General features: G+C 52.0%; 31 protein-coding genes and 1 pseudogene. 1 reads left to right on the top strand and 31 read right to left on the bottom strand.

What is annotated here, in order from left to right; translation table 11 throughout:
- Nucleotides 1–149 precede the first annotated feature (149 nt).
- From OGW13_RS25770 to OGW13_RS17975, 23 genes and pseudogenes are all read right to left on the bottom strand, one after another.
- Entirely contained in the window at nt 150–2,507 is a 2,358-nt protein-coding gene (locus tag OGW13_RS25770; protein ID WP_353622488.1) for a tail fiber domain-containing protein, read from the bottom strand.
- A 9-nt stretch (nt 2,508–2,516) separates the two neighbouring features.
- On the bottom strand, nt 2,517–3,479 hold the full coding sequence (locus OGW13_RS18080; protein WP_287116336.1) for a DUF6453 family protein: 963 nt from the start codon (nt 3,477–3,479) through the stop codon (nt 2,517–2,519).
- Between the two features lie 7 nt (nt 3,480–3,486).
- Entirely contained in the window at nt 3,487–6,690 is a 3,204-nt protein-coding gene (locus tag OGW13_RS18075) for a TipJ family phage tail tip protein (protein ID WP_287116335.1), read from the bottom strand.
- A 52-nt stretch (nt 6,691–6,742) separates the two neighbouring features.
- Nucleotides 6,743–7,333 (bottom strand): tail assembly protein, encoded by a 591-nt coding sequence (locus OGW13_RS18070; protein WP_043001103.1) that lies wholly within the window; start codon nt 7,331–7,333, stop codon nt 6,743–6,745.
- 56 nt (nt 7,334–7,389) lie between these two features.
- Nucleotides 7,390–7,716, bottom strand: a complete 327-nt coding sequence (gene yecR / locus OGW13_RS18065; RefSeq protein WP_043001104.1) for a YecR family lipoprotein — start codon at nt 7,714–7,716, stop codon at nt 7,390–7,392.
- A gap of 91 nt (nt 7,717–7,807) precedes the next feature.
- Nucleotides 7,808–8,518 (bottom strand): C40 family peptidase, encoded by a 711-nt coding sequence (locus tag OGW13_RS18060; RefSeq protein ID WP_043001105.1) that lies wholly within the window; start codon nt 8,516–8,518, stop codon nt 7,808–7,810.
- A 1-nt stretch (nt 8,519) separates the two neighbouring features.
- Entirely contained in the window at nt 8,520–9,275 is a 756-nt protein-coding gene (locus OGW13_RS18055; RefSeq protein ID WP_044258177.1) for a phage minor tail protein L, read from the bottom strand.
- Nucleotides 9,272–9,619, bottom strand: coding sequence for a phage tail protein (locus tag OGW13_RS18050; RefSeq protein ID WP_043001107.1), 348 nt, complete (start codon nt 9,617–9,619; stop codon nt 9,272–9,274). The genes OGW13_RS18055 and OGW13_RS18050 overlap by 4 nt, the downstream gene beginning before the upstream one ends.
- Nucleotides 9,620–9,624: 5 nt before the next feature.
- The gene (locus OGW13_RS18045) at nt 9,625–12,138 is read right to left on the bottom strand and encodes a phage tail tape measure protein (protein WP_125339887.1); all 2,514 of its coding nucleotides are present in this window, start codon (nt 12,136–12,138) and stop codon (nt 9,625–9,627) included.
- Nucleotides 12,122–12,436: pseudogene (locus OGW13_RS18040) on the bottom strand (phage tail assembly protein T); the annotation flags it as partial. The pseudogene OGW13_RS18040 and the gene OGW13_RS18045, both read right to left, overlap by 17 nt.
- A gap of 8 nt (nt 12,437–12,444) precedes the next feature.
- Nucleotides 12,445–12,858, bottom strand: a complete 414-nt coding sequence (gene gpG, locus OGW13_RS18035; protein ID WP_125339888.1) for a phage tail assembly chaperone G — start codon at nt 12,856–12,858, stop codon at nt 12,445–12,447.
- A gap of 34 nt (nt 12,859–12,892) precedes the next feature.
- The gene (locus tag OGW13_RS18030) at nt 12,893–13,630 is read right to left on the bottom strand and encodes a phage tail protein (RefSeq protein ID WP_125339889.1); all 738 of its coding nucleotides are present in this window, start codon (nt 13,628–13,630) and stop codon (nt 12,893–12,895) included.
- Between the two features lie 7 nt (nt 13,631–13,637).
- Nucleotides 13,638–14,036, bottom strand: coding sequence for a phage minor tail U family protein (locus OGW13_RS18025; protein ID WP_125339890.1), 399 nt, complete (start codon nt 14,034–14,036; stop codon nt 13,638–13,640).
- Entirely contained in the window at nt 14,033–14,587 is a 555-nt protein-coding gene (locus OGW13_RS18020) for a phage tail protein (protein WP_200016476.1), read from the bottom strand. The genes OGW13_RS18025 and OGW13_RS18020 overlap by 4 nt, the downstream gene beginning before the upstream one ends.
- Before the next feature lie 9 nt (nt 14,588–14,596).
- The gene (locus tag OGW13_RS18015; RefSeq protein ID WP_125339892.1) at nt 14,597–14,950 is read right to left on the bottom strand and encodes a head-tail joining protein; all 354 of its coding nucleotides are present in this window, start codon (nt 14,948–14,950) and stop codon (nt 14,597–14,599) included.
- Nucleotides 14,951–14,961: 11 nt separating this feature from the next.
- Entirely contained in the window at nt 14,962–15,360 is a 399-nt protein-coding gene (gpFI, locus tag OGW13_RS18010) for a DNA-packaging protein FI (protein WP_125339893.1), read from the bottom strand.
- A 46-nt stretch (nt 15,361–15,406) separates the two neighbouring features.
- The gene (locus OGW13_RS18005; RefSeq protein ID WP_125339894.1) at nt 15,407–16,432 is read right to left on the bottom strand and encodes a major capsid protein; all 1,026 of its coding nucleotides are present in this window, start codon (nt 16,430–16,432) and stop codon (nt 15,407–15,409) included.
- A 70-nt stretch (nt 16,433–16,502) separates the two neighbouring features.
- Entirely contained in the window at nt 16,503–16,832 is a 330-nt protein-coding gene (locus OGW13_RS18000; RefSeq protein WP_094465318.1) for a head decoration protein, read from the bottom strand.
- A 9-nt stretch (nt 16,833–16,841) separates the two neighbouring features.
- Nucleotides 16,842–18,167 (bottom strand): S49 family peptidase, encoded by a 1,326-nt coding sequence (locus OGW13_RS17995; protein ID WP_141227569.1) that lies wholly within the window; start codon nt 18,165–18,167, stop codon nt 16,842–16,844.
- Nucleotides 18,148–19,740 (bottom strand): phage portal protein, encoded by a 1,593-nt coding sequence (locus OGW13_RS17990; RefSeq protein WP_141227570.1) that lies wholly within the window; start codon nt 19,738–19,740, stop codon nt 18,148–18,150. Before OGW13_RS17990 ends, OGW13_RS17995 begins: the two co-directional genes overlap by 20 nt.
- A complete protein-coding gene (locus OGW13_RS17985; RefSeq protein ID WP_043001120.1) occupies nt 19,737–19,943 on the bottom strand; it encodes a phage head-tail joining protein in 207 nt (68 codons plus the stop codon). Before OGW13_RS17985 ends, OGW13_RS17990 begins: the two co-directional genes overlap by 4 nt.
- Nucleotides 19,943–21,865 (bottom strand): phage terminase large subunit family protein, encoded by a 1,923-nt coding sequence (locus tag OGW13_RS17980; protein WP_141227571.1) that lies wholly within the window; start codon nt 21,863–21,865, stop codon nt 19,943–19,945. Before OGW13_RS17980 ends, OGW13_RS17985 begins: the two co-directional genes overlap by 1 nt.
- Complete coding sequence (locus OGW13_RS17975) at nt 21,840–22,385, bottom strand: terminase small subunit (RefSeq protein ID WP_044258782.1); 546 nt, start codon at nt 22,383–22,385, stop codon at nt 21,840–21,842. The genes OGW13_RS17980 and OGW13_RS17975 overlap by 26 nt, the downstream gene beginning before the upstream one ends.
- Between OGW13_RS17975 and OGW13_RS17970 the strand changes: the two genes are divergently transcribed.
- On the top strand, nt 22,354–22,731 hold the full coding sequence (locus OGW13_RS17970; protein WP_197069167.1) for a hypothetical protein: 378 nt from the start codon (nt 22,354–22,356) through the stop codon (nt 22,729–22,731). The genes OGW13_RS17975 and OGW13_RS17970 overlap by 32 nt on opposite strands.
- A 3-nt stretch (nt 22,732–22,734) precedes the next feature.
- On the opposite strand, the gene OGW13_RS17965 is transcribed toward OGW13_RS17970, so the two are convergent.
- The 8 genes from OGW13_RS17965 to OGW13_RS17930 form a co-directional block, all read right to left on the bottom strand.
- The gene (locus tag OGW13_RS17965) at nt 22,735–22,908 is read right to left on the bottom strand and encodes a GnsA/GnsB family addiction module toxin (RefSeq protein WP_141227697.1); all 174 of its coding nucleotides are present in this window, start codon (nt 22,906–22,908) and stop codon (nt 22,735–22,737) included.
- A gap of 208 nt (nt 22,909–23,116) precedes the next feature.
- Complete coding sequence (locus tag OGW13_RS17960; RefSeq protein ID WP_043001123.1) at nt 23,117–23,347, bottom strand: hypothetical protein; 231 nt, start codon at nt 23,345–23,347, stop codon at nt 23,117–23,119.
- A 65-nt stretch (nt 23,348–23,412) separates the two neighbouring features.
- Nucleotides 23,413–23,601 carry a cold shock small protein YmcF gene (gene ymcF, locus OGW13_RS17955; protein ID WP_071887719.1) on the bottom strand — a complete coding sequence of 63 codons (189 nt, stop codon included), beginning with the start codon at nt 23,599–23,601 and terminating at the stop codon, nt 23,413–23,415.
- 10 nt (nt 23,602–23,611) lie between these two features.
- Nucleotides 23,612–23,824, bottom strand: coding sequence for a transcription antiterminator/RNA stability regulator CspE (gene cspE, locus OGW13_RS17950; protein ID WP_042319517.1), 213 nt, complete (start codon nt 23,822–23,824; stop codon nt 23,612–23,614).
- Nucleotides 23,825–24,067: 243 nt separating this feature from the next.
- Nucleotides 24,068–24,604: a DUF2514 domain-containing protein gene (locus OGW13_RS17945; protein ID WP_046401841.1), complete on the bottom strand. Its 537-nt coding sequence runs from the start codon at nt 24,602–24,604 to the stop codon at nt 24,068–24,070.
- Nucleotides 24,601–25,050 carry a lysozyme gene (locus OGW13_RS17940; protein ID WP_046401840.1) on the bottom strand — a complete coding sequence of 150 codons (450 nt, stop codon included), beginning with the start codon at nt 25,048–25,050 and terminating at the stop codon, nt 24,601–24,603. Before OGW13_RS17940 ends, OGW13_RS17945 begins: the two co-directional genes overlap by 4 nt.
- The gene (locus tag OGW13_RS17935; protein WP_090049440.1) at nt 25,034–25,357 is read right to left on the bottom strand and encodes a phage holin, lambda family; all 324 of its coding nucleotides are present in this window, start codon (nt 25,355–25,357) and stop codon (nt 25,034–25,036) included. Before OGW13_RS17935 ends, OGW13_RS17940 begins: the two co-directional genes overlap by 17 nt.
- A 143-nt stretch (nt 25,358–25,500) precedes the next feature.
- The gene (locus tag OGW13_RS17930) at nt 25,501–26,553 is read right to left on the bottom strand and encodes a DNA-methyltransferase (protein WP_141227572.1); all 1,053 of its coding nucleotides are present in this window, start codon (nt 26,551–26,553) and stop codon (nt 25,501–25,503) included.
- Nucleotides 26,554–26,671 lie beyond the last annotated feature (118 nt).

Genomic DNA, 26,671 nt, shown 5'->3' with positions numbered 1-26,671 from the left:
CGAAATGGACTATCATGCCCGGTTCGACACAGTTTAATACAGGCGGAAACTATCAATATTTAACGCTGAGTATCTTGCTGATCTTTAAACTCATAGATCACTGTTCAGAGACTGAACCCAAAAAAAAGGGGCCTACTGGCCCCCTCAGTTCATTTACCATTCAATGCAGTTTTCAACATTTCGATCTCTGCCTTCAGGTGCTTCACATACCCCAGTAAGTCCATCACGATCGGGTTGTTGTCTACAGATGGCCGGTCACGAGTTTTCGCCCCGATCTTGTTGCCGTCGTCGTCCATGATATCGGCGATTTCTTCTGAATTGTGTTTGATGTATTGCGGCGCCACCTTCTCGGCCTCTTCCGCGATAATCCCGAATCGCAGGCGTTCTTGCTCGTCGTCGTTGTACACGAAGTTAACCATGCGAAGCGCGTCAATGCGGTTTACTGCTTCCGTCAGATCCGCGTCCGTCACATCGTGTTTATAGGCCAGACCGGATGTCCCCTGAAGGGCTAATGTACCGTTGGAGTACGGCATATTAATAACAAGCTGGCCTACGTTAGACTGCGCTCTGTTACGGGCGATAAACTGCAAGCCTGAAACCCCGTTCAACGCCATCATCCACGTTTTACCAACGGCGTCGGCGTTTGCTGTATTCTGGTCTCGAAGGCCCATACCTACGAACCGATCACCATTTGCAAACATACCTCCGGTAACACCGGGATCAGCTTGTAAGTTAAAGTTCCCGCCAGGAATATTAGCCGTGATGTATCCCGCGTGGTTAAATGACCAGGAAGCCGAAGCGTCTGTGCTCCAGGCCTCTATCACCGCGCTCACATTTCTGAAACCGGAAGAAAACGTGCTATGCGTTGCATACAGCGAACCGCGCGCTACTTCTACCCCTGCGATTTTATAAGAACTGCGCACATCTCCGCCACGAGTAACCACACCGGCACCGGGTGCCTCTGCGTCTTCGTTGATAACGGACCATAACGTGTTAGCCGCCGTGAAGCCTCCAGACGCGCAGATGATCCAGACGCCAACAAAAGAGTTAGGCCATACCTGGTTAGCGCTACGCCCATATACAGGGTTTTTAGAATTAGCATCAAAATACACATAAGTGTATCGGTTTGGTGTGCCGGTAGCCGATGACGTAACAAATCCGTTTGTGAGATCAGTCTCGCGAACACTAAAGGCACCTGTCCCGCTGGATGCTACCGCCCTCCCGGCTGCATCAACAGCACCAATACGCCCTGATATGTTAGGCGCGGCACTTTCGTAAACGTTACCCGCTGGCAATAATCCACCCTGATCGCCCCGACCAAATAGCCCCGGAATTGACCCGCTTTGAACACCGTTAAAGTCTGGCACCCTGAAAGTAGTCGATCCATCGCCGTTTGAGTAGTTGCCTCGCTTCCCAGGGTTAGCCAACCAATCGGCATCGTCGATCGGCGTGTGCATTTGCGCGTGCACCCATAGTTCAGGCCAGTCGGCACGGTTAAGGATCTGCCCGTCCGACACCACCGCCCACGCCGGAGTAAAGGCGCGACTGGTCCACAAAATCGGCATACCCACGCCGAAGTTTTGTACCCCGTTCATGGTTGGCCCGGTTCCACCTCCGCCAGATACATAGTTCTCCACCCAACGTTGCGTCGTTGCGTCATATGGGTTTACCGGGTCTCCCGCTAACGGGGTTGACCCGATCGGGCGAACGTTAAGCCAGGCGGCGGCACGGTCCGCCAGGTCTGACAGGTTCAGCGATTTAACGAGTGCCTCAGCAGGATTGTGAGATGCCGCTTCTGCTGCGGATTTCTTCGCTTTCTCCGAATAGTGAAGCGCTGAATATTCGTTACCTGTTACCGGGTCATCCTCCGGATTAAGCGCATATTTACGAGCCAGCTCCTTATAGCCTTCAGCATTCGTTTCGCTCTGGGCAGCCTCAGTGGCTGAGCCTTGCGCGCCGGTTGCAGCAGTGGATGCAGTCTGCGCATCAGTTGATACCTGCTGAGCAGTGTCAACGACCGTGTTTTTATCGGCTTCAACCTGCTGCGCATCCTGTTTGATTTGTGCAGCAAGTTGATCGAGATACTCAACATCCAGTGTGTTCAGAATGTTTGCAATACTTAACCACGAGGGGCCAGAGAAGGAGGAGCCATCCGGTAACATGACGGTGATATGACCGTCCACACTGAATACAGCCTGCCAGTTTTGTTTGTCATAGTTCAGCCCACGCAACGCCTCGGTGCTCTGCACTACCAGCGCCGCTGTCACCTGGTTCTGTGTGGCACGTGGTACTGCATTCCACGCAGAACCTTGATGTGTCGGTCCGGGATATTTGCTGATGAGGGTGATTTCAGTATCACCTTCAACGGACTTAACCGGCAGCGTGTAAGTAACGCCACCAACGGTAGCGACAACAAAATCACCAGCGGTCAGTTCCGTGGAAAATGAGGTGCCTACCCCGGAGACCAAATCTGAGTTATTGGTCAGGGTTAACGTTCCTGCTGACATATTATTTCCTCAATACATGGGGGGAAGGACAAGAATTGGCATTGCGATGTTCTGGTTAAAATTATTGTTAAACCCCTGGTTATAATAATTACCGACAACCCGACTAAGCCCGGCGCGAATATTATTCCCGGACCGAATCATCCCCTTAAAGCGCACATTATCGTAGTCACCAATCTTGCGGCTATTTGACCCGACGAAGCATAATTGTGTAAAGCTGGTTCCGACTGTCTGGTTACTGTCGGACACGGTAAGAAGGCGTTCGTAAATAAACGGTCGCTTGAGTGTGGAAAATGTCACCTGCCCCGCTGAGTTGGTCATGGTGATACCAGGTCCCCCAACCGGAGCGGTATTATTGAATATAACCAGGTCTAATGTAACACTCCCTGTAACGTCATCGGCCCCGGTGTAATTAGTATCCCGCACAATAATATTGGTGCCGTCGAATCCTACTGATACACCGCCATTATCCCAGCGGGCGAAGGGTATCCCGCTAACAGGAAGGGCGCGGGACCCATTCACAACCCACTGCCCAACCCATGCGCATGTCATTAATTTTGCGTTGTTCGATATAGCGGTGAAATCGGTAGAGTCAGCCACAAGCAGGCCGGTGTTATAAGTTCCAGCAGGCAATATCTCAAGAACCGTGCCGCGCCAGTCCTGCGGGGTGAGGTTGTAACCGAACTGGGGACCGCCGTTGATGATTACTCCGCTATTTCCATTTCGTGCAACTGACGCCATTGATACTGGGATTTGAAGAAATACCTGGTTATCGATGATTTCCTGTACTTCTGCCGGCTTCGTTGGTACGACAATCACCTGTGACCCAGCTGTTAGCGGTGTGCTTATTGTCATTTGATTACCAGCCGTACCGCGCCCCGAAAAGTTCGTGCAAAACGACGGGGCACGAAGCCCCGCTGTAATCGCCATGACCGGGCGACCATCGTTATAATCAATCAGAATACCTTCTGGCATAACTCACCTACCATTTACCAACGACAACACGCCCGCCACCAGACAGATTGACAGTAATTCCATTGCCGTTAATAACGACCGTATTATTCACACCATTAAAAGCAAACTGACCACTGTCAGCATAAAACTTCCCGTGAAATTCACAGTCACCACTCTTATCTATATTCCAGCCACGTGCTCCGGCGAGGAAATTATTCGAGCGGATATAGTTTGCAATTTTGGCATTAGTGATCGTTCCGTCCTGGATAAACGCCGAACTGATAAACACCTGGCCGTTTACAACGGCAAATGGTGAATACTGAGTCGTTCCACTGCCACTCATCAGCACAAACTGGTTGGCGTTAAAACCGACGCGGGTAATCACAGGCTGACCAGCCTGCGCCAGCACAGCAATCGACATCCCGGCGTTGTACATCACGCCGTTGATTCGCACACCAGCCTTCAGCGTATGAATTGCCGTCGCCCCGTCCGCATCAACTACCGCAGTGAGCTTGTCCTCCAGCGTGGCGGTCACATCCTCGATCTGCGCCTGAACCTTTGTGGACAGTTCAGCCATCGCTTTATCAACATCAGCGATGGTTGTTTTAACAATCAGGATATCCGCACGGACCTCACCCAACTGTGCCCACTGATGCTCAACGGTCGCATGATTCGCCAGAGCATTTTGCAGGGCGGCTTCCAGACTGGTGTCAATGTCTCCGGTCAGGCGATCGCCATCTTCGGAAGTCAGGAAACCACCCGCAATATCGCCGAGATAGTCATCGGCGTTATCGTTGGACATGCCGCGGATCCAGTCGGTATATCCCGATTCGTTTCCGGTCTTATCCACCAGTTGCGCGCGGTACCAGAATTCCTGCCCGGCTCTCAGTCCGAGTTGTGTATATTCCGACGAAGGATACGGCACATCAGAAAGCAGCAACGGATCCGAAAAATCACTGTTCGCGGTATACTGAATCTCCGTTTTCAGCGTATCCGCAGTGTTTGCCGGGAACCCCCAGTTCAGACGAATACCCCAGTTGATGCCCGTTGCCGTAAAACCAACCGGCTTCGGCGGGTTGCCCACCTTACCCGTCAGTGTTTTCTCTTCCGAGTAACCCCATCCGGAGGAGATTTCCGCGGCGTTAATGGCACGCACACGCACCAGATAGCGCCCGGCATAAATCCCCGGAATGTCGAAAGATGTGGTGGAGCTGCGTGGTACGTTTACCCAGTTGCCATCATTGCGGCGCCACTGCGCTTCATAAGCGATAGCATTGGGTGCCTGGTCCCAGCTGGCACGCATCGTCTCGACGCTGATACCCTGCTGAACAACGGAAAACGAACTGATAATGATGTTTTCCGGCGCATGCTGATTACCCGGAGGAACGACACTGACAGGCCGCTGATCAATGATGGCGCCAGTATCGATGCGGGCATATTTATCCGGATCATGATAAGCCCCGGAAATCGTGAATGTACCATCGTTATTATCGGCCACACTCACAACGCGGTACTGCTGCGCATAGAGCTCATCTGATTCAGCAACCCATACACATTCAGCCTGCGGTGTTTCTCCGTAGGCTGTCGTGACTGTAATGACCCTGCCGTTCACCGCCTGGACTGTTCTGGCCTGCGACACGCCGGACGGCAGGTTCACAATAAGACGGTTACCGGGAGCGATATCAGCCACACGATCCAGGGTGAGAACCCTGCCGTTCACCGAACTGATACGACCGCCGGTGACTTTACCCGACAGCATTTCGTCAGCGACCGCAATGACGTAACCTGGTTGCGGGATGTTACCGTCCAGACCAACAGAGAAAGTCACTACCCGATCTTTGTTATTGGTCAGGATCCCCCAGCGCCCCTTACGGTTTGCCTCAGATTGCCGGGTGCAGCCGATTGCAGTGAGCTCGAGCTGATTGAAGCCGTACCGGGCAACAAGCGACTGTTCAAACACCGGCTCCATCGCGTCCGCATAAGCATTATCCGGATCGGACCAGGAGACCAGCGCCGTTGTATAGCGGGTTTTTGTCGTGCTGCTTGAATAGACGAACTGCCCGTCAATGACGTTGGCGCGTGTATAGGTGTAGTCGATATCGCGGGGCATGTCCGCCAGCGCCACTATCTGATCGCCGCCCCAGTAAGTCATCCCGCGGAATATGGCTGCGAAATCCCGCTGCACGGTGTATGCCTCATTCCGGTTCTGCACGTAAACGTTGCAGATATAACGTGGTTCGGTACCACTGCCACCCTTTCCGTCCGGCACTGGCTGATCGCAATACTGCGCCACCTGGTACAACGTCCATTTATCAATGTTTGCCGCCGTCAGGCGATTCCCCAGACCAAAACGATCCGTCACAACCAGATCGTAAAAAACCCATGCCGGGTTGTCTGTCCACGCCCATTTAAACGCGCCAGTCCATGTACCACCATAAGTCCGGGTTTCGGGGTTGTAATTATCCGGAACACGAATTACGCGCCCGCGCGGCTCGCAGGAAATTTGCGGAATGGAGCCATTAAACTGACTGGAATCAAATTCAATGTAGAGCAGTGCAGTGTTCGGATAGCGCAGCTTGGCATCGATCACTTCCGTGTAGCTTTGCAGCGTCATCGCATCACCAATTTTTGCACTATTGGCATCAGCGGTAATTTTGCGAAGTCGCACTGTCCACGTCGTTCCTGCCTGCGGCAGAGCAATGCGATGGCTGCGCTCATAACCTGATGTGGTTTTCCCGGTCACACGCGTGTTGATCACTGTCTGCCATGCGCCACCGTCGGTCTGCAGATCGATCGCATAATTAATCGAGTATCCGACCAGATCGCCGTCGTCTTCCTGCCTGAAAAGTGAGGGCCATTTCAGACGCAGGCGGATGGCTGAAAGCTGGATATTTGTGAAGGTATGCGTCCATGCCGTACTGCTGGAGATCGCCGTACCCACATTAATTTCATTTTCGGTGCCCGGTATCCCCTGAATATATTTTTGCGCCTGAGTACCAGGACGAAATTCCCAGGCCACTCCACCGAAGTTTTTCGAACCGTCAGAGTTTTCAATGGGCGTTCCGTCAAGGTAGATGTCTTTCCCGGTCAACTGGCCTGCAAATTCGCCTTCACCCAGCGCAATCAGGATTTTTGCTTTTGCAACAGACTGCAGATCATCGGGTTGTTCGGTTGGCGTGCGGGTTTTTGAACTGCCGCCCTTGCGGCCCTTAATAGCGGTTGCAGTTGCCATATCGTACCCATAAAAAAAGCCACCCTAAGGTGGCCTGGAGGAAAGTGATTTTTTATTGCTGATCTTCGACGTAGATGCCGGCGGAGATGATTGCGCCACCGATGCGACGCTTTCCGTATAAGAGAGGAACGGGGTAACCCTGTGCGGCGGTATTCGTCACGCCACCGAAAGCGTAACTGGCCTGATTAGCAGCATCCTGTTTGCTGGCTAGACCGGTTGATTGAGGAGACAACATTTGTATGACTCCTCCAATTGCTAAAGCAGCACCAAACTTCATCAATGGCACACCTACAGCGCCCCCACCGAAGTATGTAGCAATAGCACCAACTGCCACCAAAACAACTCCCAGTATTGTTTGTAACAAACCTGCTTTTTTGCTGCCTATAATAACAGGAATGATTTTGATCACTTCCCCCGTAACAGGAAATCCGAGATCATCAACACCAATATTATTTTTCCCTTTATATACCGCATACGTAATCCCTCTCATACGGCTAGTGTTTAGATACTTTTCAAAACCATTAATAGTTTTTGTTAATGAATAAGCAGCCTCTCCTGTCGTCCGAATAAGACGATAATGAGTTCGACCAAAAATTTTCCCTAACACACCGTAAAGTTCTATGCGAGTTAGTATTTCTGACATTTAAAAACTCCATAAAAAAAACCGCCGCAGCGGTTTTTTTAGAATGTAATCATTTATCAGTTTTGAGCGGCTTTTCCGCCCGTGCATTGATATTCAACAGAGACATTCGAAACAATGCAACTACCCCAGCCATCTGTTTGACCACATTGAACAGTCTGACCGCCAAAAGGTTCTGCCCCTTCATATCCCCATGTTTTGCATTTCTGTCCTGCCAATAAAGAAGCCTGATTTAGATCGACAACAGGCTTTTCAAACTGACCAACTGTATAACCCATTCTCACTGTACCATCGGCTTTACTTCCCCCCATAGGGACCATTTCTTTACGAACTGAGCAGCCAGATAAAATCATAATGGCCAGTGTTGCCACGATAACTTTTTGCATTTTTAGTTTCCCTTGTTTGCAATCGGAAACATCTTAACATCAACACAAAGTTATCGAAACTATGCTTATCTTTGTATCTACACGCTTCAAATTAGAATAGTGACTCATATCTCAGGATTTTCATCGTTCTTTCCTTCCAATATCCACCATACGGAACCCGTTGGCTGAGATGCCCATAAAGGTGATGCAGCAACATGTTACCGTCCAGCAGGATCCCGGCATGGTTCCACTTATTCGCCTGGACCTGCATGATCACCATATCGCCTGGTTGTGGCGCACCTTCAAACTCCCGGAATCCACATTCAAACCAGCACTCCTGATAAAAATTATCCGGATACTGATCTTCCCACCACGGATAATCCACGCGGTAATCCTGAAGTTCTATCCCGTGGGTTTGCCGGAAGTAGCTCATCACCAGCCCCCAGCAATCGAAGTGACCAAGAACAAACGGTCGCTCGAGCAACGGTAGCTCCCCGCGAGGCTGAATGGTCCGTAAATCACCTTCCGGCCAGCTGACAATATGCCAGGGGAGAAGCGTTGCGTCACACTGAGCCTTATCCAGTTCACTCGGTTGCGTTGTTGCATCCGGATGGCTGTGAACGATAGCGATCACCGTTCCCCAGTCTTCTGCGGTCGCATAATCCTCCGGTGAAAGATGAAAATGCTCTGTCGGTTCTGCTGCCAGATTGCGGCACGGAAAGTAACGCTCAACACGGCTTTTCTGCGCTACCACACCGCAGGATTCCCGAGGATACTCGGCAGCGGCATGCGCCATAATGGCACTAATGGTTTTTTGCCGCATATTAACTCCTGATTAAAGAGGTGCCGGGGAACCCGCCAAACGGTAACTCGTTACTTTCACCATGTCGCAGTTTGCAGGCCGTAAGAGTACCGTTACATTCATCCAGGGAAGGATCACTGACGGGCTTGTTGTTTTTATCGAAATAGCGCGTGCCGGCATAATCACAGCCATCGCCGGAACGATACTTATTGCGAATGCACCAGGTACACAGAGAATGCAACTGGCGCGTCGGGATCATCAGCCCCTGCAGGTCCATCGGGCTGGTCAGCGTAAATTCAACAACCTCGTTGGTCTCGCTGCTTTTAGCGTCAATGTAGAAAACCTTCAGCTTCTCCTGCGTCGGATCGGCTGTCGGGTTACCGCCAGTAAAATTTCTGGCATCAAGATACTTCGCCAGGGTGTCGTGGACAGACACTTTCGCTTGCAGAAGATCATCATAAGCAAGACACAGGGCAGTAATCGAACTGTCGAGATTGGCTACGCTGAGCTTGGGTTGTGGGCTGGTGCCGTCAGTGGTTGCCTCAATGCCTTCGATCTGACATGGCCAGGCTTTATATTCATTCCCCTGCCACCAGATCGACTTTGCCGGGAGTTTACTTTCATCACCGCCGGCAGCGTCAATTTCCTCCGGCGTATACGCGACGTTATGCGCGTGAAAATGCATCACGTCAGACACACCAAACGCGGTTCCGTCGACTTCAAAAAGCCGCACCGGATTGCCTGGCTCAAGCTTCTGATAATCTGTGTGCAATGTCATGGTGCAAATGCCTGCTCGAATGTTGCTGTAATGGTCATAACCTTTTTGTTTTTGACCACCTTCCTGAGGCTGTCAGCCTCAACCCTCCACAGGTTTTTATCCTCGTAAGGGGGCGTAAAAACAAAGGACTTCGTTTTATGCCGGCGTAAAAACGCGTAGATTTCCAGCGCTGTTTTCGGGTTTCCTGTATATGAAAACTCATAAGTGAGCACTTCATCATTCAGGCCCGATCCGCTGATCTGCGTATACCCGTCACCAAACTGCACCTTCCGGACTGCATCCCTGCTGCCCGTTGTCGGCTGACTTGCCGCCTGGATACGCCAGGTAAAAGTTTCTATTGCCATAAAACCTACCTGCCTTTTGTCGCATTCCAGATTAGACCGCCAGGCTGGATCGCTTTGGCAATCCCTTCATTCACCGATTTATTAATCACCTGCTGATAGGCTCGTCCCAGCGCTTCCCCGTTGTTCTGCTGCTGTATACCGGAGGAGGGATTTTCAACCGTCACCGGCGCATAGACACTGACGCCGAAGGGTGCCGCCGGACCTGTTGAACCTCCACCTACCAGACCACCAGAGGCATAGCCCTTCATCATCCGGTACAGGTTGCTGACGCCGATCCGGCTGGTAGCCTCTTTTGTGAAAACAAATTCACCACGGTGAACCACCCCGGCGGGCTCATACTTCCCACCTGAACCAGTGAAACCGCCACCAGCAAAACCGATAGCCGAAGTTGCTGAGCCAACAATTCCTACCAGAGCCTGCTTCATCAGGATCTGAGTCAACATCGACAATGTCGCTCTGGTAAAATCAGCCATTTTCGCCTTACCTGTTATCAACATGTCAGACAGATTTTGCGACATACCATCAAAGGTACTGGCTGCGGCTGACTTCATCTGTCCATAAGCATCGGTTGCTGAATCTGCATAATCAGCCCATGCTGATTTAGCACCAGACAGCCAGTCACCGCGCAGATTGTCCTGCGCTGCGTAGTAGTTTTTCAGTGCGGCCAGTTCATTCTGATAACCCTGGTTGGCATCAGTCCCCCCCGCATTGAGCCATCCCTGACGAAGTTGCGCCTCTTCATTCTGACGTTGCGCGGCCCGGCTGCTCATCGCACCACCAGCAACCAGCGCCCGCGTTTTCTCGCCGATCTGCGTGACGTATTTCCGGGAGGTATCCTGCAGGCGGTTCAGGCGCTCCTGCGCCATGATCTGATCACCGAGGCGCGCGTTAACCTCTGCGCGGGAAAGGACTTCATCCTTGCTGGCCAGTAAGGATTTTTCCTGAGTGGAAAGGGTTCGTGTTTTCGCGGCTTCTTCAAGGACAGTAAACCGTGACTGCTGGCGCCAGAGCTCCTGCCGCTGCTGGCTGATGGTGTCAGTAATACTGCGGTGCTCCTGAAGTGTTCTCAGTTGCGCCTGCAGTTCAATCGTCTGTGCGCTGGCGGTATCGACGGCCCTGACGCCGGAGGGCGTTTTCACCGCCGGAGCCTTGCCCGGCTTTTTCAGTGAATCCTCGTACTCCTTTTTCGCCGCCGACATATTAATGTTGTAATCTGCCTGAAGAATGCGCCCTTCTTTCAGCGCCTTATTCAGCTCATTCTGCCTTTGTGTGTACTTCTCAAGTGCAGACTGTGTTTTTGCATAGTTAGCCTGTGCCTGGGCGGCATATTTCTGCCTGTCAGACTCAGCAACCGCTTCACGGGAGGCATTCTCCTCATTCGCCCTTGCAACACCCGCTTGCTGCTGTGCCATTTCCAGCGCCATCCTGGCTGTTTCCCTGTCATTCCAGAACCGGTCACGCGCTTCACTGTTCACGTACCCGTCGTTTCTACGCAGGTTCCAGATTTCATCCGCACGCTTAAACGCGGCTTCTGCCTTACTGACCATCTCCTGCGCTGTATCCGGTCGCCCGACGTCCAGCGCCGCATCCCACATCGATTTAAAAGCGCGCTTCAGGGAATCCGCTGCTGACTCAATGGTCCCCATATTGTCGCGCAGGGATTTTGTCTGTTCGTTAAACCCGCTGGTTGCCGCATCATTAGCCGCCTGCAGGGCAGCAGCCTCATCACCGGCACGTTGCAACTGCGCAACATACGCAATCTGCTCAGCCGTCACGTTATGGAACTGCTGGGCCATCGCGATAAGACCGGAGGTAGGATCATTCGTCAGTTTGCCAAACGCTGCAGCAACCTTATCAACCGGAACGCCGGACACTTCAGTAAAGCGGGAAACTGACTGGCTCATCGCATCGAAATTCGCCCCGGCGCGCACGCCGGCATTAACCAGTTCCGTCAGCGCCTCACTCGTCTGGCTGAACGTCAGCCCGGCACTCTGTCCGTTTCTTGCCAGAACCAGCATTCTGTCTGCCGTCAGGCCAGCCGAATTACCTGAAAGAACGAGCGTTTTATTGAAATCTGAAAGCGTGGATGAGCCCTGGTACCACGAATAAAATAACGCCCCCGTTGCCACTGACAATGCGCCAACACCCACCATCAGCGGAGATATGGCCCCCGTCAAAGCCCGGAACGTGGGAATAATCCCGCCGAATGAGTCTTTAACCTGCCCGCCCTGCTGCAGCATAATGAGCCACGGACTCTGCCCGCCCGCCAGCTGCGTCGCAATATCTGTAAATTGTGCGGGCAGCATACGCATCGCATTCGAGTACTGCCCCACGGAAAGACCGGCTTTTTTTGCCGCAATTTCCTGACGCGAGAACGCCTGCCGGATACGTAACTCCGTATCATTAGCCGCATCCCCTGTTTGTCTGAACTGTCGCTTAACGTGGGTTATCTGTTCATTAAATTTTGTCGAGTTAACGTCAAGGTTAACAACCAGATCCCCGACTGCCGTCTGGGCCATAGCGAACGCCTCCTGTCATTCCTGACGCCTTCGCCATCAACATATCGTCATCAGGCTCTTCCGGTGGCAAATCGTCGGGAGTCGGTGTCAGTATGCTGAAGATGGCAGGAGTCAAATCCGGGTCACGGAAAAACATCGATGAAAGGGTGTAGAGCAAACCTGAAAAGTGAGCATCAAGCTGCACGTCATGAAAATAATTGTCCCGGTAGAAAATACGCCAGTCGCTGTATTCCGTGGAGGACATGCCAGCCAGCATTGCGCGCCAGTCAGGACGACTGAACTCACGCGCCAGCTTCATGACGAACGTCAGCTCGCTGGCGAGGACTTTTCCGCGGTGACCGGCTCTGCCTGAACGTCGCTTTCAGGTTCAGTAACGTCTTCTGGCGGCGGTAACATACCGGACAGGATTTTTATCCTGTATTCAGCCAGTGCCAGCACCTCGAGAGGCCAGGTAGACAGCACCTCATCCTGTATTTTTTTAACCTCTTCGGCAGCACCACCAGGCAGCGTGCCTTTCAGTGCATGGGCATGCCATAGTGACATCGCCACCACAAATGCACTGCCACGCACAGTGGTTTCCATGGCTGTCTGGATATCCCCTTCATCAACGGCTTCAATTTTTTTCAGGTATTCAAGATGCTCAATACGCTGCAGCGCCGACAGCTCATACAACGTAACGCTCGCACCGTTTTGCTTTAGCGGTTCGCTTTTCAGAAACATGATTAACTCCGGGACGGGGCCGAAGCCCCGGTATTCAGGAAACTGTTACGCTGCAGATCGCCACGAAAAGGCCATCATTGGTCATGACCACAATATCTGCGGTACCTGCCGCCGCCCCCGTAATCGTGACGGTGTCATCACTGGCAGTTGCTGTCGCCACTGACGGATCGGATGAGGAAAGGCGGAAGGTTTTATCTGATGCCCCTGCAGGAGTAATCCCGACGACCACTGTGGTCGTGTCACCAATACCCACCGCTGCAGTCTCTTTATCCAGCGTGACGCCGGTTACCGGAACAACCGGCTCGCCGCTTTCTTCTGCCAGTCCAGGTTTGCCGGTATTGGTGACTTTTGCTGTGCGGGTGATGACTTCTTTGGCAGGGATCGCCTTGCCGAGACTGCTGCACCAGCCGCGGAACACATCAACAGCACCGTTCGGGTATTTGATTTTGTAAGCGCGAACCGAGCCATCATTAAACCAGGTTACCAGGTCTTTCTGACCGGCTTCACCCGGCTTCCAGGCCAGCGTAAAGGACGTATCCCCGGCTGATTTTTCCCCCTGAGCCGTTGCACTCCAGTCTGCATCTTCATCGTCGAGATAGGTATCATCATACGGTTCAGCCGTCATTTCTCCCGGTGTCAGATCCTTGATTTTCGCCAGGCGGCTCCAGTCGATATCCGAAAGCGGGTTGGCGAACGGATTCCCCGTGCCGGTATAAATCCACAGCGTGGTGCCTGCACCTTTTACAGGCTCAAGCGGGTTTGGTGTTGGCATAGCATCCTCACATTTCGTAAGTAATGGAATATTTAAGGTCGGCGGAACTCCACAGCGCCAGATTCTCATCGCGCTGGTAGTCATACCCCAGGACATTCATGAGCGTAACGATCCCCTCCAGCGCCGGAATATCCGCCATAGCCGGGTAAACACGTGACTCCATCCACTCATCCAGTTCGGAATCAGGGACCTGGGCAGGCAGAAAAACTTCGATATGCAGGGTGGCCTGCCATTCATTTGCATCAAGGACAGCATCTGTTGGTTCTGCGTCCGTCAGAAAAACAGCCACTGCCGGAAATTCATTTTCTTCAAATGCCACCGGCCGGCCGTCAAAATAAATCGCGTCATGACCGATAGTCCCTTCAAGGGCATCGATAATCGCCTGTCGGATATCACTGTGTTTCATCGTTTCAGAATCAGCCTGAGTTGGTTTTTAAGGGATGCCCGTAGCTCTTTGGGCATATCGGTTTCCATCAGTTTTGGCAGTTCATCCTTAAACGCCGTTGTCAGTGGCACCGCCAGCGGGATGCTGACGACCTCAATCGGGTAGCGGGGTTTTGCCGTTCGCCGTATAACATGCCAGCGACCGTTTTTCAGTTGCTGAATAAATGCGCCCGGAAAACGAAACGGACCAATACGCAACACACTGTTTGCTCCTCGCCTGTCACGTTTACGGCGGGAAAGTCTGACACTGGCGGTACCGAGTTTGATCGCCGGCAGGTTACCCCGGTTTACACGAATTAACGCCCGCGGCTTCTTCACCGTGGCACGTCTTACCCTTGCGCGCTGTTTAACCAGCTTGCGTGGCACCCGGGTGTCTTTCGATACGACAGAGACGCTTTTATTAACCGCGCGTGTCGCAACACGGTTAACCGCCTGCGCTGAAGCACGCGGCACGGCGGTAGTGCTGATACTGTTCAGGTTTGCGATTGCCTGTTCCAGACCTTTAATGGACATGCCTCCCCCTTAATGCCGTCGGTTTGATACCGGCGGCGAACCTTTACCAAGGAAAACATGACAGCTTCCGCAATCATCCGGCCCGATACGATCAACCCAGTAAGACGAACCGTTGATCACCAGGGTATCGTGGCGCCGCAACTCGCTGACAGAAGATGTCTCCACGAACAGTGACGGGCTTGTACCTTCCACCCGGACACCACTGCCCGCATATGCGACACTCTCGGGATCATCAAAAACACCACGTATCGTTTGCCCCGCCATTTCACCGGAAGTCACTGAGGCTTCCACCCCCATAGCGCAACGAATAACATCATCAGCACGGGACAGAGCAGCATCGAAAATGTTGTCTAAATCAGCCACGTCGCCCCCGGTTATTTTTCGCTGGCAAGCCCACCAGCAATCAGTGCTTCGGCTTCATGCGGCAGAACACGGATCGACATCCCTGTCACGGCGATGGCGACAGGCGTATTTTCTGTTTCATGCAGCGCATCGATGTGCAGGGTGGCGCGCGTAATAACCGTCACCAGCCCGGCATCCGTTACCGCGGGTTTCTCCTGCACCTGATCACCATCAGGATTGTCCGTGGCGTTTTCCTGCGCGTTAATCCCGTTATTACCGGACTGTTCGTCATCGTTACCGTCGTCAAGCTCTTCCTCAAGCTCTGCAACTCGCATCGTCAGTTCTTCGACAGTGCCGGTAACGTTCACATCACGCCCAAGTTGTGCGCCAAGCGCTTTCAGGCGCTCAACCAGTTTTTCTTTTGCTGTCATGGATAGTGCTCCAGAGAAATGGCCCCGGAGGGCCATACGAGAGGAATTACGCGAGTTTTACCGACACAAATTCATCAGGATCGGCCAGCAGCATCAGTGGCGCAGACTGGACCATCGTAAACTCACGCGCCGGATCGCCAGTCTGGATCCAGTTTTTCGGATAACGCGTGGAGGAGTTGATACCGTCATTCAGTGCATCAACGTCCTGAATTGCGCCATAGGTACGCAGACCGCGCGCCAGAGTGTTGCCCAGCACCATAGAAAGATCCGGCAGGTAGTTCTTTTTGGCGTCACCTTCAATGTACTGCCCGGCGTAAACCACAATCGCGACATCGCCGTACATGCCCTTGTAAGACACCGCCCTGCCCAGGTCCTTGAGCGCGGTTTCCAGCTCGGAGTTTGAGCCACGACGGGTATCCAGTTTCTCTCTTACTGCCTTGAAAGAACGGAACAGTGCCCAGCCTTTCGGGTCAAAAACAATAATATTGACCACGCCGCTGGCATTAAGCGCATACGCTTCGATGTCCTCCGTCGGGTCATACGTTTCTTTGTCTTTGCCGGACCATGCAGCCCCGCCAGCCTGGGTGATGTTGTTGACGGCACTGCGCCCCATATCCACCTCAACCGGGTCAAACTTATCCCCTGTCATGGTGTATTTACCATAGAGCACAGCCGAAACCGCCTGCATCTCTTCAACCTGCGCAATCGCCAGCTCTTCATCTTTAATGTTCTGGAGGATGATGCGGCGACGGCGGTATGCCGGATCGGCGAGGTTCTGCGGATCTTCGTCAGGCAGGCGACGAAGCGTCATTTGCGGGTTTACCTCGTGCTTCGGTTTCACATAACCCGGCGTGAATTCGGAAGTGTTACCGCCGCGTGAGCGGATCACATTGCCGGAGACAATCGGCGACACATACAGCGCCATATTCACCAGTCCGGGGATCTGAGAAAGGTAAACTTTTTCGGTGGAAAACGGATAGCTTTCACGAAAGAAGATACGCAGAAACAGCGGATCGAATTTGAATTTTTTCTCGGTAACCGCCAGCAACTGGGCAGTGGTATACATAGACATAGTTTTTTCCCGTAGAAAAAAGGCCGCTCATGCGGCCTTTATGGATGGAGATAACTGGCTGGTTAAGGGGTCACACAATACTGATGGAGGTACCGGCGAAGGCGTTGCGTCTGACGTTATCGGTTGCCGCAGCATCAGGCCACAACACATCTTCAATCCGGAAAGAGCCCGTTTTAAAGAACGTCAGTTGAGCACTGTTCTGATCGGCGTCAATCGCGAGAATGCCTGTCGCTGTGCCAGCGGCAGCACCGTCCCAGACAACCAGCTTTCCGGCAGCGGGATCAAGCATCAGCGGCGTCATCGCCGGAACACTGTCCGTTAAGGCACCGGGTGCGGATGCGGTATGTGCCGGGTCACTGTTACCCAGCGGCTGATAATGCTTAAATTCTTCGTTTGGCATTGGAACCTCTTATACAGGTGTGTTCATCAGGTCATCGGTATCAGATGCCTGGCTGGCGGCACTGACAGCACCAGGCGCGGTGTCCATCAGGCGATCAAGTGCGGTATCCGTTCTGACCTGCGCGCTCGCTGGCGCCGCGGCGAGGATCAGTTGCGCATTTTCAATCGTCATACCCGGTGTTGCCGCGAGCACCCGCGCCTGCGATTCACGGCCCTTCGCCTCTTCACAGTTCAGGATCCCCATGATTCGGCTGTTTTCGGCATTTACCGCCGCTGAAACCTGCGCGCTGATATCGGCGGGTGCAGCATTTACCGCCGCGGCAGGCATCGCACCGTCGAGAGTGACTCCGGCTGATGCGTCCGCTACAGGCTGAGTTGTTTCAGCGGATGCAGTGGTAGTTTTCATATTTCCTCCGAGGGTTATTTTCTTTCGTTTATCAAGTGCATCGCGCATCACACTGAGCGCGTCGGTGTTATTGACGAGTTCGTCTGCGATTCCGTTCTCAATGGATTCCTGTCCGGTGAAAACCGCCGCTTCGGTATCCAGTACCGCCTGAACAGTCAGGCCGGTGTACCCGGCCACCTTCTCAGCAAACATCTGTCGGGTGGCATCAATACGTGACTGAAAATCAGCACGCACATCCTTAGGCAACTTTTCGTAAGGGTTTCCGTCGACCTTGTGATCGCCGCTGTAGATGAGCGTGACTTCGACGCCGCTGGTCTTGAGTGCAGCACCGTAGTTGCTGTGCGCCATCATGACGCCGATCGAACCGGTTCTGGCGGTCTGTGTAACAAGACGACGGGATGTCGCGCTGGCGATAAGCTGCCCGGCGCTACAGTTCATGTCGTTCGCCAGCGCCCAGACCGGTTTGATATCCCGCAGACGGGCAATAATGTCAGCGCAGTCAAAAGCACCGGATACCATGCCGCCAGGTGTATCCATATCCAGAAGAATGCCGTCCACGCCGGGATCACTGATAGCCTGTTGCAAGCGGGCAATAATGCCGTTGTAACCCGTCATACCTGAATACGGTTTCAGCGAACGGGTTTTACTCACCAGCGTGCCAGAAACCGGCAAAACCGCGATACCGTCGATCACCTGGTAACTGCGTGACGGGCGCGGCCCCATCTCTTCATCGTCACCAAACAGCGCAAGAGGTTCAGCAATCTGTTCACCGCTGAGAGTGACGCCGGAAACGGTATCTGTCAGACGGGTAATACCCAACTGGCCCGCCAGCGCGCAAAAGAAAACCCGCGCATAGGCGGGTTCAAGTAGCAGCGGCTCATTAAAAGCCAGGCTGGCAATATGCGGGAGATTACGCAGCTCGGGCGTCATCTTTCTCCTCCTTAGTGGAATTCTCTAACCCGGACTGGAAGGCAGCAGCAGCCCATGAAGGCGGTTTGAGCCCGGCGGCGCGGCGCTCCATCGTTTCGCGAACCTGCTGCGCGAAAATTTCCTGATAATCTTCACCGCGTTTGGCGCACTCTTTTTCATACGTACTGAGGCCCGCTTCAATCAGCATGACCGCTTCCTGAACCTCTTTCAGTCCGTCAATAGCCATACGCCCGGAACCAATCCAGTCGCAGTTTCCCCAGGCGCTTCGCGCTTCCTGAAAGCTGAACCTTGCCCGGGAAGGCAATGTCACAACCCGACGGATAATGGCCTCCTCCAGCCAGCAGAGAAACATCATGCACGCCTGACGGGACGCCACGAATTTCCGGCGCCCCATAAAAAACGCCCATGATTCATTGGCGCTGGCGCGGGCGGTGGAGTAACTCATCTGGGAGTAATTCCGGGACAGTTGTTCAAACGAAACGCCAAGCCCGGCAGAGATATACCTCAACAGCGACTGTTCGAAGACCGAATAGCCGTTATCCGCGTTCGGTGGCGACTGGAGATTCAGGGAATCACCCGGCATAAGGTGCGGTACTTTAGCCCCACCCAGGCGAACCGGCGCCGCAGAGTAGTACGACGCCATTTCCGCCAGCCAGCCCGTGAATTTGTTCTGCTGCTCTTTATTATCAGCGCCGAGAATAAAATCCATCGCAGTCTGGGTATCGAGTTCGCTCTCGATAGTGGCAGCATACATTGCCTTCACGATAGCGCTCTGCAACTGTGTGTTCTGCAACGTATCGAGCATCTTCATTTGCTCCATAACGCTGTAAAACTGGTTGGCGCCGCGGGTCTGGCCGTCCTCAAGCGGCTCAAAAATGTGAATAAATGAAGTGCGCCCACCAGCCAGTTCACGCGGGATATACGTCCATTTCTGCGGCATCCAGCCAGGATAACCATCATCGCTGACGTAATACCCCACCGCGGCCCCGGTGTTGTTCACCGCCACACCGGCGCGACAGTTTCGCGTGTCGCCCGTGTTATTCGGGTTACTGATACGCTTCGGACTGACCATTTTGAACTGTGTACGGAAAAGGCGTCCGGGGCTGCTGTCCCACGCGGGCTGCACACACAATTCACCATTAAAGGAGTGCATTGCCACGCCTTCACGGATCATCATCGTGAAAGTGCGTTTGCGCTCCGCATCGATAAAGCAGTTGTCGTCTTCGGCAAACTCTTTCCATGCGGCTTCCACCTCGCGGGAGAAAGCCCGGGCATCCTCTTCAGAAATGCCAAGAAAACGCCAGCTCGGACGGTGGCTCAGGCGAAAGAATGAGCCGACGATATGATCCTGGTGCAGTTGTATCGCATTTGCGGCATAGCCGTTATTCCTGACCAGATCGTCTGCGCGGGCGTTACCGCGCACAAAATTGGGCAGTAATGCCGCATCAGGGCTTTCGCTCTGCGGTTGCCACCCCCTGAGTTGACCACCAAAACCATGACCACCGCCGTGATAACCGGCGTATTCCCGTAACGACGTCCTGCCGTCCGGCCCCAAAAGTGCAGGTGTTTTCATACGTAAAATCCTGCCGGCCCCCGGCGACGTTGAGTGATACCGACCTGAACCTCCAGATCAGCAATGTATTTTTTAAGGTCGCTCACCGAAGTCACCGTAAACTCCACCCGGCGACCGTCCTTTTGTACCGTCGCCACCCGCTTTCCCGTCATCAGGTCATGCAGTGCGGCGCGGGCGCTGTCGAGATCGGATTGTGACGCCATTACTCATCTCCAGATAATGCCCTGGCGTAATCTGCCACGGTCTTTTTCGGTTTACGCGCCCCTTCTTCCTCCAGCAGGCTTACCAGAAGAGAATCAAGGTTCAACTGCCAGCGGGAAATACTGATCCGCAGTGCCGCCAGCGCATACACAAAACAGTCGAGTGCCTCATTGCGGCGCTTTTTGCTGTCCCAGACTATTTTCTTCCGCCCGTCCACCCATTTCTCAACCTGTTCCTCGGCGGTCAGCTGCTGTGCCTCAGTCAGGTCGTAAATATCAGGGTTGTTGGGGAAGTGAACGGCCCCCGGCAACGGTTCATCACCTTCGGCTACCAGGGTGAAACGGTTGTAAATCTGCTCTTTCGCGGTATCAGTACCGACTTCCGTCAGATAGACACCGTTCTTATTGCGCTTGCGAGGCATATTCGCGACGGGCTTGCCGTAAACGGATGCCCCTTTTATCGGGATCACACGGAACAGACCATGTTTTTTCGAGCGGTTATAGACAATGGTGGGATCAATACCGCCAATATCCCAGCAGATACGGGATATCGACATTTCAACGCCATTGTGTCGGGGATATGTTTTGTTGAGCGCTTCATCAACCCTGAGAAGCGTCGCCTCATCATCATGACGGCCCATGATGATCTGCCGGTCAATGAGCCAGCTTTCTTCGCCAGGCCCCCATCCCCAGACGCGCATTTCGTATCGATCAAGCTGGGAGTCGATCCCGGCGGTCAGATAGGCAACCCGATCAGGGACTGAGGCTTCAAAGTGTTCCTTACGCTCAGCCATCACATCCGCGTCAGGCCGTTCACCGATTTTCGGCTCCCACGTTTCACCCAGCGTGGTATTCACGAAGGTTTTGCGCTTTCCGGTATCCCCCTTCGTTTTGATCCAGTCCTTGACGATCTGTACCCAGGTAGTGAACGGGCTGTATGCCGTCCAGATGTGAAACGTCACGCTGTCCGGCGGGTCAATTTCTGCGCCTGTTGATGAAAACCAGGATAAACCGTCACGCGTCCAGATCCCTGTGGTATCACAGATGTACCTGGCCTCAGTAAAGTCCAGTTCCTGCTGTTTAATCACGCAGGCGTTATGTTCACAAAGGTAAAAAACACTGGCCGGTTCACCGGGCGTCCACTTCAGCCCGAATGGCGTTTCTTTATCACCAAACTTAAGATATTGCTCCTCGCCGCAGTGCGGGCAGGCAACGTGGAAACGCATGAAGTGTTCTGACTCTTTTGCCGCACGCTCAATCTGGCATGTTCCTTTCACTTTGGGCGTAGAGCCGCGGATTGATTTGGGCCACACCGAACCCTCAATACGCTTATCACCGAGAAAGGTCGGAGATCCCTCTTTTTCAATATCGTCGTCGAATGCTGCGAGCTCATCGTATCCGGCAATATCCACTGATTTTTCACGGTAGTTTTTTGCCGCCTTTCCGCCCAGGCACCAGAAGCCGCGACCGTTAGAAAAACGCTTCATACTGAGCGTGTTGTCACGGTGCTTTTTGCCGTACCACGGTGCCAGTGAAAGCAGTGAAGGAATATCCCGGATAGTCGGCTCAACATGCGACTTCATGAAGTTTTCGGCGTCGCCGTCGGTAGGAAGCCAGATCAGGGTGTTTCGCTGTTTGTGCTCAATAAAATATGCATAAACCCCGAGCAACATTTTTGAATAGCCAACACGGGCAGATTTAACGACGTTCACCTCGCGGATATAGTCGTTTCCCATCGCATTCATGATCGCGCGCTGAAAAGGCAATGTTTCCCAGCGCCCTTCCTGATAAGCAGATTCTTTCGGGAGATAATAATGGGTATCAGCCCATTCAACTGCCGTCTGCGGCTCTGGCCTGTACAGGGAATGAAGCCCCGCACTCGCAGAGTGCTGCAGTCCCTTAACCTGACTGTTCGATATATTCACTCAGCAACCCCGGTATGATTTCATCCAGCGCAGCTGCTTTGTTCATGGCTTTGATGATGTCCTTTTTGAGGAAATCAATATGTCGGTTTTCCAGTTCCGGAAAACGCCGCTGAACCGACAGAGGGATCCCATCGAGAATACTGGCTATTTCACCGGCGATCCGTGACAGCACGAACGTGCAGAATGCGGTCTCCACCACCTCAGCGGTATCTTTGGCATTTTTTAGCTCCTGGGCGTCAGCCTGTGCTCGGGTTAGCCGGTGCCGCTCATATTCAATCGTGCCGGGATGGAGGTCGGATTCCGAAGCAATGCGAAGATCCTCTACCTCTTTCCGTAATTTCTCATTCTCAATCTCCGCGTCGCGCGCGGAATACCACTCGATAGCTGCGGCTGAGTCATAGAGTACTTCGTTACCTTTTCCACCACCGCGCGCAACCGGCATCCCCTGATCCTGCCAGTTCTGTATCGTGCGCACACTGACACCGAAGATGTCAGAAAGCCGCTTTTTGTTGACCTCCATAGCTCACTCCGTGCGCAAAAAAAGAGAACGGAAACAATCTCTGGTTTTTTACCCATTTTTCTGGCTTAACGTTTCCTTTCTTTTGAGGGGGTGTTTTCTTTTAAAACAATGGATTAACGAGAAGAAGAACGGAAACGGCAAAAACCCGAAAATTTTCATAAATAGCGAGAATCTGCGCGGACGCCGCCCCGTAACAGACCAGATCGCCAGAAAGGACCCACAAAAACAAAGCAAACAAAATGTGATGAAGTTCAAGCTGAATCACTTACTCAACTTCAAATGCCGAAATAAAAAAGCATCATCTCTTGAGAAAGATGATGCTTTTATTAGAACTGGCCGTCGATGACGATTAGATTAAATTAATTTTTATGTCATAGCTTTCCAGTCCAGTCATTTTTTCCCGAGCAGTAAACTGGATATCAGCAACTTCTTTACCTGTCTTTTTTTTGAGCTCATTTATTTTTTTAGTAATGAAATCAGAAATATCCGCTTCAGTTTTTCTTTTTAACTCTTCGATTTTCATCATGCACCTCTTCTGGTCTGTATTGGCATCTATGCCCGGCAGATCCCATGATTCATGTGATAACTTGAACAACCATTGGTATCTATAAACAATAAGTTGGAAAGTTTCAATAATCAAGGGGTTAGTGCATATTGTTTATACGAATTTCGCTCAATAATCAAACAACCATTCACTACTTTAGCCACATTCATAAAGGTATGAACAGTAATCATTTAAAGAGTTTTGATGCTGCTTCAAGAATTTCTTCAGAAGTAACATCCCGGTCTGAGGCAACATAAACAATCTTATGATCTCCGGTTATAGACGGAAAACCTGCAGACATTACTTGTAGATGTGCTTTTTCCCCATTAGGGTACTCGCGCATTATTGTAGTAATACCCTTCATTACTGATACTACTACAGCGGATTCTGAATTAAAAAACACTATCACTTTTTTCATAATTCTCCCGTGTACACCCTGTCAATAAGAACCGCATAAAAAAGGCCCCATAAGGGGCCTGATTTTTATTTTCTGAAATCTAATGGAGACTGACCAGAACGAATGTACATTGCAATATTATCGAATGTAATCATTGTAGTTTTGCAAAAAATACATTTCGCGCCGAAAGGATTGCTATCTGTGACATCAAAAGATGATGTTCTGTACTGAGACCCATGGCAACAAGGGCATCTGAAGTGAATATTATTAGTAATAACAGTTTCCTTAAAGGGCTACGACATTAACTGCCGAGGGACCTTTAGGGCCCTGTTCAACACCAAACTCGACTTCCTGATTCTCATTCAGCGTCTTAAAATCGTTACTTTGGATAGCAGAAAAATGTACAAATACATCCTTACTACCATCTTTTGGAGTGATAAAACCAAACCCTTTTTCAGGATTGAACCATTTAACTAAACCAGTCATTTTGTTAGACATAATCATTACCTTTTTTGAGTAAGCCCTTGGGCAGAATGGTCCGAAAAAAATTATCAGAGAGAAAAAGCCGACAAGGAAATCTCAATAGGAACAAATAATAAAATTATTACAGTGACTGCTTCAGATAAATTTGTAACAAACCAGAGCCCCATTAACGCATGATTAACACTACATAGCAAGATATAGTTTTGTAAGGCAGTAACACTCTGCTACTGCACATGTTTTTATGTTAATTGACGAATTTTATTTTGATTCATCCCTCTGCAATACACTTTTAGTTTGCCTTAAGGATTCATATGTACGTTGACAAGTCACTCCTGCAATGTAGCGTTCGTCAGCGATTGCAGCATAACGTTTAGCTTCTGCTGCAATATCTCCGAGCATGTCGGCGAGCATTCCGGCGTCGGCTCTGGCTGTTTTGCTTCTGACGGCAGCGGCAAGATCTGCGGTGTGCTTTGCGGCGTCCAGGCGGGTGGCAAGTTTTGTTGCTTCGGTGCGCAGCTTGTTAACAGTGGCAGACAGGCCAGCAGCAGTGGCAGCAGCTTTGGCGGCTTGTGCTTGTGCATCTTTTACAGCCTCATCACGGGCAATTATGCGCCCTTGTTCAATCATGCGGGCGGCGGTCTGCGCGTTCACTGTCTGTGACGACTCAGCGCTGTCGCGTTCTGCCCACTTCTTTTCCCAACCCCGATCACTCCAGACATTTCCGGCAATGAATAAGGCGGCCACCAGCAACATCATCACCAGTGGTTTCCAGTATTTCTCCAGGATGCCCATCATGACAGGAACACATCACGCTCAGCCTTGCGGCGATTCGTGAGCCCCGGCATAACTTTTCCACCAGCTTTATTCCAGCGCAGAAACTCATCTGCAGCGCCTTTGATATCGCCAGCGTTCAATTTCTTCAACAGCGTGGATGTTGATAGCGCACTCGAGCCAACGTTGTAAGCGAACGATACCAGCGCATCAAACTGGCCTTGTGTCAGTTTCACTCTGACCAGTTTCAGCACATCGTTTTCATAACTCACCAGCCCCGTTTTCAGCAGCCGATCAGCAGTGGTCTGGTCGATAGTCATTCCAGGCTTTACTGGCTTGCCATCTACCGGGTAGGTCCAGCCGTAGCCAATCGTCCACGGTGCGCCGCCTGTTCCCGGATCTGGATAGGCGGACAGCCGGCAACCTTCGAATTTTTTTATCAGCGCAATGCCGTCAGGACTGGTTTGCATCGTCAACTCCCGCCTTTTTGGCTGCGAATTTTTTAATCAGGTTGCCGATCGAATCGGTGCCGATGTATCCAATAAAGACGCTGGCAATGTATGCGAGGTTGCTACTCAATCCGGAGAAGTCGAGCAGGTCACGAATAAACCAGGCGATCATCGCGCACATCAGCGCATCAATTAGCGTCTTCATCTTGGCGCCACCGTTATAGCGACCACGCAGGTACGCCATAATAAAAGCCAGCATTGCACCAATACCCTGCTCCTTAGCGGCAAATAGCGCAGCGATGAAATCTTGTTTGTATGGCATTTTCATAGGCCTCACCTCCGATAGTTCGGATGGCGCTGTGTGTGATTGAAAGAAATCAGGCTTCCGGGCTCTTTTGTAAACGTGAAAAAAGAAGGTGATTCCCGGAGCCTGAAGATGATGATCACCACAGCGGGATGACGTGATGATCGTTATGTCTTATCCAGTTCGCGGATTTCCTCCACAGTCTGAATAAATCGCTCTGTTTCCAGCTCAACACCGATTGCCCGTCGCCCCAGCCTCATAGCCGCTTTAATGGTCGAACCTGATCCCATGAAGAAATCAGCCACAACATCACCCGGCCTGCTGCTGGCGTTAATGATCTGCTGCAACATGTCTGCTGGCTTTTCACAGGGGTGTTTCCCGGGGTAAAACTGAACCGGCTTATGCGTCCAGACATCGGTGAAAGGAACAGAGACTGAAACAGAAAAGAACCGCCGGAGAGACTTATACTCTTCCAGCAATTCTGAATACTTCCGGTTCAACGAATGCCACGTGGCCACCAGTTGGTGGTGTGGTGTGTCGAGTTCATTGTTTCGATGCTTATCGAATGCAACCTGAGTGAATAGTTCCTGCAGTTTCTGGTAATCCGCTTCGCCCGGCAGTTGCCATTGAGATGCACCGAACCAGTGGGACACCATATTCTTTTTCCCGGTCGCATCGGCGATCTGCTTAGAGGAAACCCCCAGCGATTCACGCGCGTCACGGAAATATGAAATCAGCGGCGTCAGCACATGCTGTTTGAGCTCGTTACTTTTCTCTGCGTATCCATCACTCTTGAGCTTATATGGGCCCTGGTAATGTTCAGCGAAGAGAATGCGCTCAGTCGCAGGGAAGTATGACCGCAGGCTTTCTTTGTTGCAGCCATTCCAGCGACCGGAAGGTTTTGCCCAGATGATGTGATTAAGGACACTGAACCGCTCCCGCATCATGATTTCAATATCAGACGCAAGGCGATGCCCACAGAACAGATAAAGGCTACCGGCGGGTTTCAAAACACGCCAGAACTCAGCCAGGTATCCATCAAGCCAGCGTAAAAAATCCTCGTCCCCTTTCCACTGGTTGTCCCATCCTTCAGGCTTCACCCTGAAGTAAGGTGGATCCGTAACGATAAGGTCAATGGAGTTATCAGGGAGAGAAGCGATGTAATGCAGGGAGTCAGCGTTGATTAACTCAACACTGTTTATTTTTACAGTATTTTTCATAGATCAGTAAGCGTAACTCTGGTAGGCTCACTATGCTTTTGCGCTAAAGCAGTGGGCCCTGGTTAGCTTGTGACCTGAAAGCATGAGCTGATGGCTGGCTGGGTGCGTCAACACCCAC

It is taken from the genome of Citrobacter sp. Ca225, from assembly GCF_030337175.1.
GTDB classification, from domain to species: Bacteria; Pseudomonadota; Gammaproteobacteria; order Enterobacterales; family Enterobacteriaceae; genus Citrobacter_A; species Citrobacter_A amalonaticus.
Note: the sequence above shows the minus strand (reverse complement) of the source record. Positions and strands in the feature narration are given on the sequence as shown.